The sequence below is a fragment of the Embleya sp. NBC_00896 genome, from assembly GCF_045207785.1.
Lineage (GTDB): Bacteria > Actinomycetota > Actinomycetes > Streptomycetales > Streptomycetaceae > Embleya.
In genome coordinates, this window is sequence record NZ_CP108776.1 from 6476379 (window position 1) to 6491132 (window position 14754).

At 68.3% G+C, this 14754-nt stretch carries 2 protein-coding genes (both running past the window's edge); both read left to right on the forward strand.

What is annotated here, in order from left to right; translation table 11 throughout:
• Positions 1-10645: the end of a non-ribosomal peptide synthase/polyketide synthase gene (locus OG928_RS29185; RefSeq protein ID WP_406289191.1), read on the forward strand. The gene continues 15305 nt to the left of window position 1, outside the view; the window shows 10645 of its 25950 coding nt (coding positions 15306-25950); its start codon lies beyond the left edge, outside the window; the stop codon is at positions 10643-10645.
• Positions 10645-14754, forward strand: the 5' portion of a protein-coding gene (locus tag OG928_RS29190) for a non-ribosomal peptide synthase/polyketide synthase (protein WP_406289194.1). It continues 19458 nt past the right edge of the window; 4110 of the gene's 23568 nt are visible here — the first part of the coding sequence; the start codon lies at positions 10645-10647; its stop codon lies beyond the right edge, outside the window. The genes OG928_RS29185 and OG928_RS29190 overlap by 1 nt, the downstream gene beginning before the upstream one ends.

Below are 14754 nucleotides of genomic sequence, written 5' to 3' on the forward strand. Positions count from 1 at the left end.
CACGCCCCTCGACCCACCGGTGCACGGCCCGATTCCGTTCGGAGCTCCGATCGCCAACACCCGGCTCTATGTGCTGGACGATCATCTCGGTCCGGTACCGCCCGGGGTGAGCGGTGAACTGTACATCGGCGGAGCCGGACTGGCCCGCGGCTATCTCGGTCGGCCCGCCCTTACGGGTGAGCGGTTCGTGGCCTGCCCGTTCGGTTCCGGTGAGCGGATGTACCGGACCGGGGACCGGGCCCGTTGGAATGCCGCCGGTGAGCTCGTGTTCGCCGGTCGTGTGGACGACCAGGTCAAGATCCGCGGGTTCCGGATCGAGCCCGGTGAGGTCCGGAGCGTCCTGGAGGCCCACCCCGACGTGGCTCAGGCGGCCGTCGTGGCACGGGACGACGCGCCTGCGGGGGATCAGGCAGGTGGTAAGCGGCTGGTGGCGTACGTCGTCACCTCCGAGGGCGGCTCGGCCGCGGGTGCGGGCGGTCTGGCCGAGCAGCTCAGGCAGTTCGCCGCTGGGCGGTTGCCGGAGTACATGGTGCCGTCTGCGGTGGTTGTGTTGGATGTGTTGCCGTTGACGGTGAATGGGAAGTTGGATCGGGGTGCTTTGCCGGCGCCCGATTTCGTGGCTGGTGTGGGTCGTGGGCCGTCGTCGGTGCGTGAGGAGGTGTTGTGCGCGGCTTTTGCCGATGTGTTGGGTCTGGTGTCGGTGGGGGTGGACGACAACTTCTTTGCTTTGGGTGGGCATTCGTTGCTGGCGGTGACGCTGGTGGAGCGGTTGCGTGCGCAAGGGGTTTCGGTGTCGGTGCGGGCGTTGTTCGAGTCGCCGACGGTGGCCGGTCTGGCGGTGGCGGCGGGTCCGGTGCAGGTGCAGGTTCCCGCGAATCGCATTCCGGTCGGCAGCACGGTGATCACGGCGGACATGTTGCCGCTGGTGGATCTGTCGGATGCCGAGGTTGAGAACGTCGTCGGGTCGGTTCAGGGTGGGGCCGCGAATATCGCCGACGTCTATCCGTTGGCGCCGTTGCAGGAGGGCATCCTCTTCCACCACCTGATGGCGGGCGATCAAGAGCTCAACGTGTATGTGACGCCGTTCGTGCTGGAGTTCGATTCACGTGAGCGTCTCGACGGCTTCCTGTGGGCCTTGCAGCAGGTCATCGATCGGCATGACGTGTATCGCACCGCCATCGTCTGGGAGGGCCTCCACGATCCGGTCCAGGTGGTCCAGCGGCACGCGCCGCTGACGGTCCGCGAGATCGTCCTCGGTCCCGACGACACCGATCCGGTGGCCGAGTTGCTCGCCGTCGGCGGGCTGACGATGGACATCACGCGCGCGCCTTTGCTCGACGCCCACATCACAGCCGCGTCCGACGGCGAGAAGTGGCTGGGCATGCTGCGGGTGCATCACATGGTTCAGGACCACATCGGCATGGAGGTGCTGCTCGAGGAGGTGCGGGCGTTCCTGGCCGGGCGGGGCGACGAGCTCGTGCCGGCGCTGCCGTTCCGCGATTTCGTGGTGCAGTCGCGGGAGAGCTTGCGCCGCGGGAAGCACGAAGAGTACTTCGCCGAGCTGCTCGGCGATGTCACCGAGTCCACGGCCCCGTTCGGTCTCCTCGACGTGCGCGGTGACGGAACCGGGGTGCGGCGCGCCGAGTTGCCGGTCGAGGACGCGGTCGGGGCGCGGATCCGTGAGGTCGCCCGCCGGCTCGGCGTCAGTCCCGCGACGCTCTTGCATGTGGCATGGGCCCGGGTCCTGTCGGTGCTTTCCGGTCGTGACGACGTGGTGTTCGGGACGGTGTTGTTCGGGCGGATGAACGCCGGGGCGGGCGCCGACCGGGCGTTGGGCCTGTTCATCAACACCCTGCCCGTGCGCGTGCGCACCGATCGGCTGGGCGCGTTGGAGGCCGTCGCGGCGATGCGGGCCCAGTTGGCCGCGCTCTTGGAACACGAACACGCCTCCCTGGCACTGGCTCAGCAGGCCAGTGCCATTACCGGGGACGCGCCGCTGTTCACCTCCTTCTTCAACTATCGCTACAGCGGCGAGGGTTCCAGCCCGGATCCCGACGACCTCCAGGGCAGCGGAGACATGGAGGGGATCCGAAGCGTCTTCATGCGGGACCTCACCAACTTCCCGTTGGCCGTATCCGTCGACGACCTGGGTTCCGACGGCTTCGTACTGACCGTGGACGCCGTCGCGCCGGGCGACCCGCACGTGGTCACGAGCCTCCTCCACACCACCATCGAGAACTTCCTCGCCGCAGTGGTGGAGGGGCTCGACCGCGCCGACGACATCGGCGTCCCGCTCGGCGCGGTGGATGTGTTGGGTGGGGATGAGCGTCGGCGGGTGTTGGTGGAGTGGAACGACACTGCGGTCGGGTTGCCGGCGGTGATGGTGCCGGAGTTGGTGGCGGCGCAGGTGGTGCGGGTGCCGGACGCGGTCGCGGTGGTGTGTGGCGGTGAGCGGGTTTCGTTTGCGGAGTTGGATGCGCGTGCGGAGCGGTTGGCTCGGGTGTTGTGTGGGTGTGGGGTTGGTGCGGGGTCTGTGGTGGGTTTGTGTCTGCCGCGTGGGGTGGATTCGGTCGCGGGGATTTTGGGTGTGTGGAAGGCGGGTGCGGCGTATCTGCCGATTGATTCGGAGTATCCGTCGGAGCGGATCGCTTTCATGTTGGCGGACAGTCGGGCCGTGGCGTTGGTGAGTACGGAGGAGTTGCTTGAGGAGTTGCCGGCTGGTCGTTTGCCCACGGTGGCGATCGACGACCTGGATGCGGCCTCCGAGTGGGTGGCCGGTGGCGGTGCCGATGGCGGCGCGGTGGCGTCGGTGGATCCGGCCGAGTTGGCCTATGTGATCTACACGTCGGGTTCGACGGGGAAGCCGAAGGGTGTCGCGGTTACCCATGGTGGGTTGGCGAACTATGTGGTGTGGGCGGCGGATGCGTATGACGTCGGCTCGCTGGGTGGTGCGCCGCTGCATTCGTCGTTGGCCTTCGATCTGACCGTGACGAGCGTGTTTTTGCCGCTGGTGTCGGGTTCGGCGGTGGTGGTCAGCCCCGAGGGTGGTGCCGAGGGCCTCGCGGAACTGTTGGGGACTGGGGGTGGTTTCGACCTGGTCAAGGTTGTGCCGGCGCATCTTCCGCTGCTGGGCGAAGTGTTGTCGGGGGATGAAGTCGCCGGTGCGGCACGGCGGTTGGTGGTCGGTGGTGAGGCGCTGTCCGGTGCCGATGTGGGTGCGTGGTTGGAGCGGGCGCCCGGGTCGGTGGTGGTCAACGAGTATGGGCCGACCGAGACGGTGGTCGGGTGCTGTGTGTTCGAGGTGCGGGCCGGGGAGGAGATCGTCGGGCCGGTGCCGATCGGTCGTCCGATCGCCAACACCCGGCTGTTCGTGCTGGGGGAGGATCTGGGTCCGGTGCCGGTCGGGGTGATCGGTGAGTTGTACATCGCCGGTGCCGGTCTGGCTCGTGGCTACATTGCCCGCCCGGCTCTGACCGGTGAGCGGTTCGTGGCCTGCCCGTTCGGTTCGGGTGAGCGGATGTACCGCACCGGAGACCGGGCCAGGTGGACCTCGGATGGGCAACTGGTCTTTGTCGGCCGGGTGGACGAGCAGGTCAAGGTGCGTGGGTTCCGGATCGAGCCGGCCGAGGTCGAGGCTGTGTTGGTGGCTCATCCCGGGGTGGACCGGGCGGTGGTGATCGCCCGTGAGGATTCCCCTGGTGATACGCGGCTGTTGGCGTATGTCGTGCCTGCCGAGGGTGACGACGGTGACGACGGCTTGCCGGGGGTGTTGCGGGACTTCGCCGGTCGACGTTTGCCGGAGTACATGGTGCCCAGCGCGATCGTGGTTTTGGAGGCGTTCCCGCTGACGGCCAACGGGAAGCTCGATCGCGCGGCGTTGCCGAGCCCTGGCGGGGCGGGATCGGCGGATGCGGATCGGATCGCTTCGACGCCGCAGGAGGAGATCCTGTGTGGCATGTTTGCTCAGGTCCTGGGTCTGGACTCGGTCGGGGTGAACGAGAGCTTCTTCGAACTGGGCGGGCATTCGCTGCTGGCGACCCGACTGGTGTCGCGGGTGCGTGCGGTGTTGGGGATGGAGCTGGAGATCCGCGCCCTGTTCGAGACGCCGACCGTGGCCGGGTTGGCCGCCGCGCTGGCTCGGTCGGGGGAGGCCCGGAGGGCGCTGTCGGTGTGGGAGCGGCCGGAGCGGATTCCGTTGTCGTTCGCGCAGCAGCGGCTGTGGTTCCTGGGGCAGCTCGAAGGCCGGAGCACCGTGCACAACACCCCGACAGTGGTGCGGCTGTCCGGGACGCTGGATTCGGATGCGCTGTCGGTTGCGCTGCGGGATGTCATCGGTCGGCATGAGGTGTTGCGGACGGTTATCGCGGTGGAGGACGGTGAGCCGTTCCAGCGGATCCTTGGTCTCGACGAACTGGCGTGGGAGCTGCGGGTCGATCGGGTGGCGCCGGCGGAGCTTGCGGATGCGGTTGCGCGGGCGGCGGGTCATGCCTTTGATCTGGCGGCGGAGGTGCCGATTCGGGCGTGGTTGTTCTCGACCGGGCCCGAGGATCATGTGTTGGTTGTGGTGGTGCATCACATCGCGGGCGACGGCTGGTCGATGGGACCGCTCGGCCGGGACATCTCCACCGCCTACGTGGCGCGGTGCGCGGATGAAGCACCGGAGTGGGCACCCCTGCCGGTCCAGTACGCGGACTACGCGCTGTGGCAGCGGGAGGTCCTGGGCGCCGAGGACGATCCGGAGAGTCTGCTGTCGACTCAGGTGGCCTATTGGCGCGATGCCTTGGCCGGTGCTCCCGAGGAGTTGGAGCTGCCGATCGATCGCACGCGTCCGGCGGTCGCGAGCCACCGCGGTCACAGCGTTCCGCTCGATATCCCCGCCGATGTGCATGCGCGGTTGGTGGAGGTTGCCCGGGCCGAGGGTGTGACGGTGTTCATGGTGTTGCAGGCGGGGTTGGCGGTGTTGTTGTCCCGGCTCGGTGCCGGTAAGGACATTCCGATCGGTGCCGCGGTGGCGGGTCGTACCGATGAGGGTCTGGACGATCTGGTCGGGTTCTTCGTGAACACGTTGGTGATGCGGACGGACCTGTCCGGGGATCCGAGCTTCCGGGAGGTGCTGGGTCGGGTCCGCGATACCGGGCTCGGCGCGTTCGGGAACCAGGATGTGCCGTTCGAGCGCCTGGTGGAGGAGCTGGCTCCCGCTCGGTCCTTGGCGCGGCATCCGTTGTTCCAGGTGATGCTGACCGTGCAGAACACCGCTCGGGCGGCCCTGGACCTGCCCGGCATCCAGGCCGGCGCACCGGTGGACGGCAGCACGGCCGGCCTCTCCCTGGCCGCGAGGCTGGACCTCGAAGTGACCGTTGGTGAGGTCTTCGACGACCACGCCCATCCGGCCGGGATGCGCGGCGTGGTCACCGCAGCGGCTGATCTGTTCGACCCGGGGTCGGTTCGGACGATGACCGACCGGCTGGTGCGGGTGCTGCGGATGATGACCGCCGACCCGACGTCCCGGCTCGGTGCGGTGGATGTGTTGGACGCCGATGAGCGGTCTCGGGTGTTGGTCGGGTGGAACGACACGGCTGTCGATGTGGCGGCGGTGACGGTGCCCGGGTTGTTCGAGGCGCGGGTGGTGCAAGCGCCGGATGCGGTCGCGGTTGTGTTCGAGGGTGTCGAGCTGACGTACGCGGAGTTGGACGCGCGGGCGAATCGGCTGGCTCGGTATCTGGTGGGCCTGGGGGTGGGTCCGGAGTCGGTTGTCGCGGTGGTGATGGATCGTGGGATCGATCTGGTTGTTGCGTTGTTGGGTGTGTTGAAGGCCGGTGGGGCGTATTTGCCGATCGACCCGCAGTACCCGGCGGAGCGGATCGCGTTCTTGGTGGGCGATGCGGCACCGGCCTTGGTGATCACCGATCTCGGGTCGGCGTCGAGTGTCTCGGTGCCGGTGCCGGTGCTGGTCGTTGATGAGCCGGGCGTTACGGCGGAACTGGGTCGTCTCGACGGTGGGGCGCTGAGTGATGCCGAGCGCCGTGGTGCGCTGACGGGTTCGAGCCCGGCATATGTCATCTACACCTCGGGCTCGACCGGGGTACCGAAGGGTGTCGTCGTCCCGCACGCGGGGGTCGTGAACCGACTGGTGTGGATGCAGGACCGTCATCGCATCGGTGTCGGCGATCGGGTGATGCAGAAGACGCCGTTCGTCTTCGACGTGTCGGTGTGGGAGTTCTTCTGCACCCTGGCGGCGGGCGCGACGTTGGTCGTCGCTTCTCCCGGGGACCACAGGGATCCGCGTTGCGTCGCGTCGCTGGCGCGGGAACAGCGGGTGAGCGTCATGCACTTCGTACCGTCGATGCTGGATGCGTTCCTGCAGGAGCCGACCGCCGCGGACTGTGTCGACCTGCGGCAGGTGATCTGCAGCGGCGAGGCGCTCTCACCGGAGACGCAGAGCCGGTTCCTTGCCACCTTTACCGGTGTCGAGCTGCACAACCTCTACGGTCCCACCGAAGCTTCGGTGGACGTCACGGCGTGGCTGTGCCGTCCGGGCGGGGGCGAGGGTGGTTCGGTGCCGATCGGTGCGCCGGTCCACAACACCCGTGTGTTCGTTCTGGACGAGCGTTTGGCTCCGGTGCCGCCGGGGGTCACGGGCGAGTTGTATCTGGCCGGGGTGCAGTTGGCCCGTGGCTACATCGGCCGGCCGGGGTTGACGGGTGAGCGGTTCGTGGCGTGCCCGTTCGGTTCCGGTGAGCGGATGTACCGCACCGGAGACCGGGCCCGGTGGACGGTCGATGGTCAGGTCGTGTTCGCGGGCCGGGTCGACGACCAGGTCAAGATCCGCGGGTTCCGGATCGAACCCGCGGAGATCCAAGCCGTGCTGAGCGCTCATCCCGACGTGGCTCAGGCGGTTGTGGTCGCGCGGCGGGACGAGGCCACGGACACTCACCTCGTCGCCTACGTTGTCGGCGCCGGTGGAACCGGCGTCAGTGCTGAAGAATTGCCGGACGCACTACGGCAGTTCGCCTCGCGCAGCCTGCCGGAGTACATGGTGCCTGCCGCAGTGGTCGTGCTGGAGCGGTTGCCCCTGACGGTCAACGGCAAGCTGGATCGCAAGGCGTTGCCCGCGCCGGACTACTCCGCGGCCGGAGGTTCGGGCCGGGGGCCGACCGATGCGCGGGAGGAGCTTCTTTGCGGGGCGTTCGCGCAGGTTCTCGGCGTGGACAGCGTTGGTGTCGACGACAGCTTCTTTGCTCTGGGCGGGCATTCGCTGTTGGCGACCCGGCTGGTGTCGCGGGTGCGTGCGGTGCTGGGCGTGGAACTCGCGATCCGAACCGTGTTCGAGGCGCCGACGGTGGCCGGGCTCGCGGCACGGCTCGCGGACGACGGTTTGCGGCAGGCACGGGCGCCGTTGTCGGTGTGGGAGCGGCCGGAGCGGATTCCCCTGTCGTTCGCGCAGCGGCGGTTGTGGTTCCTGGGACAGCTCGAAGACCGGAACGCGACGTACAACCTGCCGGTGGTGGTGCGGTTGTCCGGGACGCTGGATGCCGATGCGCTGTCGGCTGCCCTGCGGGATGTCGTGGGTCGGCACGAGGTGTTGCGGACGGTGTTCGCCGTCGAGGGTGGTGAGCCGTTCCAGCGGGTGCTCGGTCTCGACGAACTCGATTGGGAGCTTCAGGTTGCTCGGGTGGCGCCCGTGGAGATTCCGGGGGCGGTCGCGCGGGCGGCGGGCTACGCGTTCGATCTGGCGGCCGAGGCGCCGATTCGGGCGTGGTTGTTCTCGGACGGGGCCGAGGACCATGTGTTGGTCGTGGTGGTGCATCACATCGCGGGTGATGGTTGGTCGATGGGTCCGTTGGGTCGGGACATCTCGGCCGCGTATGCGGCGCGGTGTGCGGGCGAGGCCCCCGACTGGGCGCCGTTGCCGGTGCAGTACGCGGACTATGCGCTGTGGCAGCGCGATCTGCTCGGCGACGCGGACGACCCGGAGAGTGTGCTCTCGGCTCAGGTGGCGTACTGGCGCGATGCATTGGCCGGCGCTCCCGAGGAATTGGATCTGCCGGTGGATCGGACGCGTCCGGCGGTCGCGAGCAATCGTGGTCACAGCGTTCCGCTCGTGGTTCCCGCCGATGTGCATGCGCGGTTGGTGGAGGTCGCGCGGGCCGAGGGTGTGACGGTGTTCATGGTGTTGCAGGCGGGGTTGGCGGTGTTGTTGTCCCGGCTCGGTGCCGGTACGGATGTGCCGATCGGTGCCGCGGTGGCGGGTCGTACCGATGAGGGTCTGGACGATCTGGTCGGGTTCTTCGTGAATACGTTGGTGATGCGGACGGACCTGTCCGGGGATCCGACGTTCCGGGAGGTGCTGGGTCGGGTTCGTGAGGCGGGCCTGGGGGCTTTCGAGAACCAGGATGTGCCGTTCGAGCGCCTGGTGGAGGAGTTGGCTCCCGCTCGGTCCTTGGCGCGGCATCCGTTGTTCCAGGTGATGCTGACCGTGCAGAACACCGGTCGGGCGGCACTGGACCTGCCCGGTGTCGAAACCGGTGCGTCGGTGGCCGAGGTGACGGCGGGTGTGTCCGCGACCCAGCCGGCCAAGTTCGACCTGGACGTGGCCCTCACCGAGGTCTTCGACGAGCACGGGCGACCCGCCGGGATGCGTGGTGTGGTCACGGCTGCGGCTGATCTGTTCGATCAGGGTTCGGTTGAGGTGGTGGCTGCGCGGTGGGTGCGGGTGTTGGGGGCGGTGAGTGCTGATCCGGGGGTTCGGGTCGGTGTGGTGGATGTGTTGGACGCGGATGAGCGTTCGCGGGTGTTGGTGGAGTGGAACGACACGGCCGTGCCGGCGGGTGATGTGTCGGTGGTCGATGGGTTCGGTGCTCAGGTGGTGCGGGCGCCGGATGCGGTCGCTGTGGTGTGTGATGGCGTCGAGGTGTCGTATGGGGAGTTGGATGCTCGGGCGAATGGGCTGGCTCGGCATCTGATCGGGTTGGGTGTGGGTTCGGAGTCGGTGGTCGCGGTCGTGATGGACCGGGGTCCCGAGTTGATGACGGCCCTGTTGGGCGTGCTTACGGCGGGTGGTGCCTATTTGGCGGTGGATCCGCAACTGCCTGCCGAGCGGATCGCGTTCATGCTCGCGGATGCCGCTCCCGCGCTGATCATCACGGACGCGGCCTGCGTGCCGCTCGTGCCCGCGCCGTGGTCCGATTCCGCGGGTTCGGTGCTGGTTCTCGATTCGCCGGTGGTCGCGGCCGCGTTGGAGGGCATGGCTTCCGGGCGGGTCGAGGACGATGAACGCCTGATGGCCCCGTCGGGGCAGCATCCGGCGTACGTGGTCTACACCTCGGGGTCGACGGGGCGCCCCAAGGGTGTGTTGGTTTCGCAGGCCGGGTTCGCGAACACGGCGGCGGCGGGACGGGCTCGGTTCGGGACGGGGGCGGACTCCAGGGTCGCGCAGTTCATGTCGGTCGGGTTCGACGTCTTCTGCCTGGAGTGGGCGCTGGCGCTGCTGTCCGGGGCGGCTCTGGTGATCGTGCCCGCGGAGCAGCGCCTCGGTGAGGATCTCGCCGGGTTCCTCGTCGACCAGGCGATCACGCATGCGTCGCTGCCGCCGGCTGTACTGGCCGGTCTGCGGACCGAGCAGATTCCGGCGCACGTCGTCCTGGAGGTGGGTGGCGAGGCGTGCCCGCCGGAGTTGGTGGCACGTTGGGCGCCGGGTCGGGTCATGTTCAACACGTACGGCCCCACGGAAACGACGGTGGATGCCTCGGCTTGGCGTTGCCGACCCGGGCTGGACGAGACGCCGATCGGCACCCCGATCGCCAACACCCGCACCTACGTGTTGGACGAGTTCCTCAAGCCCGTCCCGCCCGGGGTGACCGGCGAACTGTACGTCGCCGGCGCGGGGTTGGCTCGCGGCTACCTGGGCCGGGCGGCCCTGACCGGTGAGCGGTTCGTGGCCTGCCCGTTCGGCTCCGGGGAGCGGATGTACCGCACCGGGGACCGGGCCCGTTGGACCCTCGACGGGCAGTTGATGTTCGCCGGACGTGCGGACGACCAGGTCAAGATTCGTGGGTTCCGCATCGAGCCGGGCGAGGTCGAGGCGGCGCTGGTTGCGCATCCCGGAGTGGGCTGGGCGGCGGTGATCGCCGACGAGCAAACCCCCGGCGATACCCGACTGTTGGCCTACGTCGTACCGGTCGACGCAGGCTCCGATGGCGTCCCGAAGGACGAACTTCCGAAGCTGTTGCGCGACTTCGCCGGTCATCGGCTGCCCGATTACATGCTCCCGGCCGCGATCGTCGTGCTGGACGCCATCCCGCTCACCGTCAACGGCAAGCTCGATCGCGCGGCCCTCCCCGCGCCGAAGTACATGGGACGCCCGAGCCGCGAGCCCGCCACCGAACGAGAAGAAACGCTCTGCGGAGTGTTTGCCGAAGTCCTCGGCCTGGACACCGTCGGCGTCGACGACAACTTCTTCCACCTCGGCGGGCACTCGCTGCTCGCCATCCAATTGGTCACCCGGATCCGGGAAGTCCTCGGCACCGAGATTCGGATCAGGGATGTGTTCGAGACGCCCACCGTGGCCGGGCTCGCCGAGCACGTGGGAGATCAACCTTCAGCTAGGCCGCCGCTGCGGCCGATGCGCGGATCTGAGGAGTACTGATGATTCCCTTGTCGTACGCGCAGCGGCGGCTCTGGTTCCTCGGCCAGTTGTCGGGCCCGAACCCGACCTACAACAGCCCGGTGGTGCTCCGCTTGTCGGGGGACTTGAACCGAGAGGCCCTGGGCGAGGCATTACGGGACGTCATCGGCCGCCATGAAGTGCTGCGCACCGTCTACGCCATGACGGACGGTGAGCCGTATCAGCAAATCCTCGATCCGGACGCCACGGCCTGGGAGCTTCGGTACGAGGAGATCGGCTCGGGGCAGCTGGTGCAGGCGGTCGCGACGGCCACGGAATACGCGTTCGACCTCGCCCGCGAGATACCCATCCGAGCCTGGCTCTTCCGGTCCGACGGGGAGCATGTGCTGGTCGTGGTGGTGCATCACATCGCGGGTGACGGCTGGTCGATGCGGCCGTTGGGCCGGGACATCTCGACCGCCTACGCGGCCCGGTGCGCGGGCCACGCACCGGACTGGCCGCCGTTGCCGGTCCAGTACGCCGATTACGCGTTGTGGCAACGGGAGTTGCTGGGCAGCGACGACGACCCGAACAGCGTGGTGCACACACAGCTCGCCTACTGGCGTGCCGCGCTCGCCGGGATTCCGGTGGAGCTGGAGTTGCCGATCGATCGTTCTCGGCCGGCGGTCACCACCCACCGCGGACACGTCGCCCCGGTCGAGCTTTCGGCCGAACTGCACAGCAAGTTGCTGGAGTTGGCCCGGGCCGAGCGGGTCACGGTGTTCATGGTCCTGCAGGCCGGGTTGGCGGTGCTGCTGTCCCGGCTCGGAGCCGGCAGGGACATCCCGATCGGGACCGCGGTCGCGGGGCGTACCGATACGGCTATGCACGACATGGTCGGGTTCTTCGTGAACACGTTGGTGATGCGGACCGACCTGTCCGGGGATCCGACGTTCCGGGAGCTGCTGGGTCGGGTTCGTGAGACGGGTCTGGAAGCCTTCGAGAACCAGGACGTGCCGTTCGAGCGGTTGGTGGAGGAGCTGGCCCCGGCCCGATCCTTGGCGCGTCACCCGTTGTTCCAGGTGATGTTGACCCTTCAGAACACCGCGCGCGCGGCGCTGGATCTGTCGGGTGTGCGGACCGGGGGTGCCGTCGACGGCGTCGCGGCGCAGCTGTCGGCCGCCGCGGCGGCGAAGTTCGATCTCGACGTGACCGCCGGGGAAGCCTTCGACGGCCAGGGTGAGCCGGCCGGGATCCGCGGCTCGATCACCGCGTCGGCCGACCTCTTCGATCGGGGTTCGGTCGAGGGGATGGCCGCACGATGGGTGCGGGTGTTGGAGGCGTTGATCGCCGATCCGGGTGTCCGACTCGGCGCGGTGGATGTGTTGGGTGGGGATGAGCGTCGGCGGGTGTTGGTGGAGTGGAACGACACTGCGGTGGGGCTGCCGGCGGTGATGGTGCCGGAGTTGGTGGCGGCGCAGGTGGTGCGGGCGCCGGACGCGGTGGCGGTGGTGTGTGGCGGTGAGCGGGTTTCGTTTGCGGAGTTGGATGCGCGTGCGGAGCGGTTGGCTCGGGTGTTGTGTGGGTGTGGGGTTGGTGCGGGGTCTGTGGTGGGTTTGTGTCTGCCGCGTGGGGTGGATTCGGTCGCGGGGATTTTGGGTGTGTGGAAGGCGGGTGCGGCGTATCTGCCGATTGATCCGGAGTATCCGTCGGAGCGGATCGCTTTCATGTTGGCGGACAGTCGGGCCGTGACGTTGGTGAGTACGGAGGAGTTGCTTGAGGAGTTGCCGGCTGGTCGTTTGCCCACGGTGGCGATCGACGACCTGGACACGAGCACCGAATGGGTGGCCGGCGGCGGCGCGATGACGTCGGTGGATCCAGCTGAAGTGGCGTATGTGATCTACACGTCGGGTTCGACGGGGAAGCCGAAGGGTGTCGCGGTTACCCATGGTGGGTTGGCGAACTATGTGGTGTGGGCGGCGGATGCGTATGACGTCGGCTCGCTGGGTGGTGCGCCGCTGCATTCGTCGTTGGCCTTCGATCTGACCGTGACGAGCGTGTTGTTGCCGCTGGTGTCGGGTTCGGCGGTGGTCGTCAGCCCCGAGGGAGGCGCCGAGGGTCTGGCGGGGTTGGTGCGTGACGGCGGTGGTTTCGACCTGGTCAAGGTCGTGCCGGCGCACCTTCCGCTGTTGGGTGAGGCGCTTGCGCCAAACGAAATCGCGGGTGCGGCACGGCGGTTGGTGGTCGGTGGTGAGGCGCTGTCCGGTGCCGATGTGGGTGCGTGGTTGGAGCGGGCGCCGGGGTCGGTGGTGGTCAACGAGTATGGGCCGACCGAGACGGTGGTCGGGTGCTGTGTGTTCGAGGTGCGGGCCGGGGAGGAGATTGCCGGGCCGGTGCCGATCGGTCGTCCGATCGCCAACACCCGGCTGTTCGTGCTGGGTGACGATCTGGGTCCGGTGCCGGTCGGAGTGATCGGTGAGTTGTACATCGCCGGGTCGAGTCTCGCCCGCGGATATCTCGGTCGGGCCGGTCTGACCGGTGAGCGGTTCGTGGCCTGCCCGTTCGCGGTGGGTGAGCGGATGTACCGCACCGGAGACCGCGCCCGATGGACCTTGGACGGGCAGCTCGTGTTCGTCGGTCGGGTCGATGATCAGGTCAAGGTGCGTGGGTTCCGGATCGAGCCCGCCGAGGTCGAGGCTGTGTTGGTGGCTCATCCCGGGGTGGACCGGGCGGTGGTGATCGCCCGTGAGGATTCCCCTGGTGATACGCGGCTGTTGGCGTATGTCGTGCCTGCCGACGGTGAAGACGTCGACGACGGCTTGCCCGAGTTGTTGCGCGATTTCGCCGGTCGACGTTTGCCGGAGTACATGGTGCCCAGCGCGATCGTGGTTTTGGAGGCGTTCCCGCTGACGGCCAACGGGAAGCTCGATCGCGCGGCGTTGCCGAGCCCTGGCGGGGCGGGATCGGCGGATGCGGGTCGGATCGCTTCGACGCCGCAGGAGGAGATCCTGTGTGGCATGTTTGCTCAGGTCCTGGGTCTGGACTCGGTCGGGGTGAACGAGAGCTTCTTCGAACTGGGCGGGCATTCGCTGCTGGCCACCCGGCTGGTGTCGCGGGTACGTGCCGTACTGGGGATAGAGCTGGAGATCCGGGCCCTGTTCGAGACGCCGACCGTGGCCGGGTTGGCGGCGAGTCTTGCGGATGTACGGGCGGGTGAGGTTCGGGCGCAGTTGGTGAGCGGGGTTCGTCCGGAACGGGTTCCGTTGTCGTTCGCGCAACGGCGGTTGTGGTTCCTCGGTCAGTTGGAGGGGCCGAGTCCGAGCTACAACATTCCGGTGGTTCTTCGTTTGTCGGGGGATCTGGATCGCGCCGCGTTGTCGGCCGCTCTTCGGGACGTCATCGGCCGGCACGAGGTGTTGCGGACCGTCTTCCCGATGATCGACGGCGAGCCGTATCAGCGGATCCTCGATCCGGACACCCTGGACTGGGACCTCCAACAGCAGGAGGTCGCGCCCGCGGAGTTGGCGCAGGCCGTGGTGCGGGCGACGGAGTATGCCGTTGATCTCGCGGTGGAGACGCCGATCAAGGCGTGGCTGCTCTCGGCCGGTGTCGGGGAGCACATCCTGGTCGTGGTGGTGCATCACATCGCGGGCGACGGTTGGTCGATGGGCCCGTTGGGTCGGGACATCTCCACCGCCTACGCGGCGCGGTGCGCGGGTGATGTGCCGGAGTGGGCGCCGTTGCCGGTGCAGTACGCGGACTACGCGTTGTGGCAGCGGGAGTTGCTTGGCAGTGGTGACGACCCGGACAGCATGTTGTCGGCGCAGGTCGCCTATTGGCGGAGCGCGCTCGCGGGTATTCCCGAGGAACTCGATCTGCCCGTCGACCGTCCGCGCACGGCGCTCGCGGGCGACCTGGGGCGGGCGGCTCCGCTGCGGACTTCCGCCGAGCTCCACGCTCATTTGGTGGAGTTGGCGCGCGCCGAGGGCGTCACGGTCTTCATGGTCCTCCAGGCGGCCTTGGGGGTGCTGTTGTCCCGGTTGGGTGCGGGCACCGACATTCCGATCGGCACCACGGTCGCCGGTCGTACCGACGAGGATCTGGACGATCTGGTCGGGTTCTTCGTGAATACGTTGGTGATGCGGACGGAC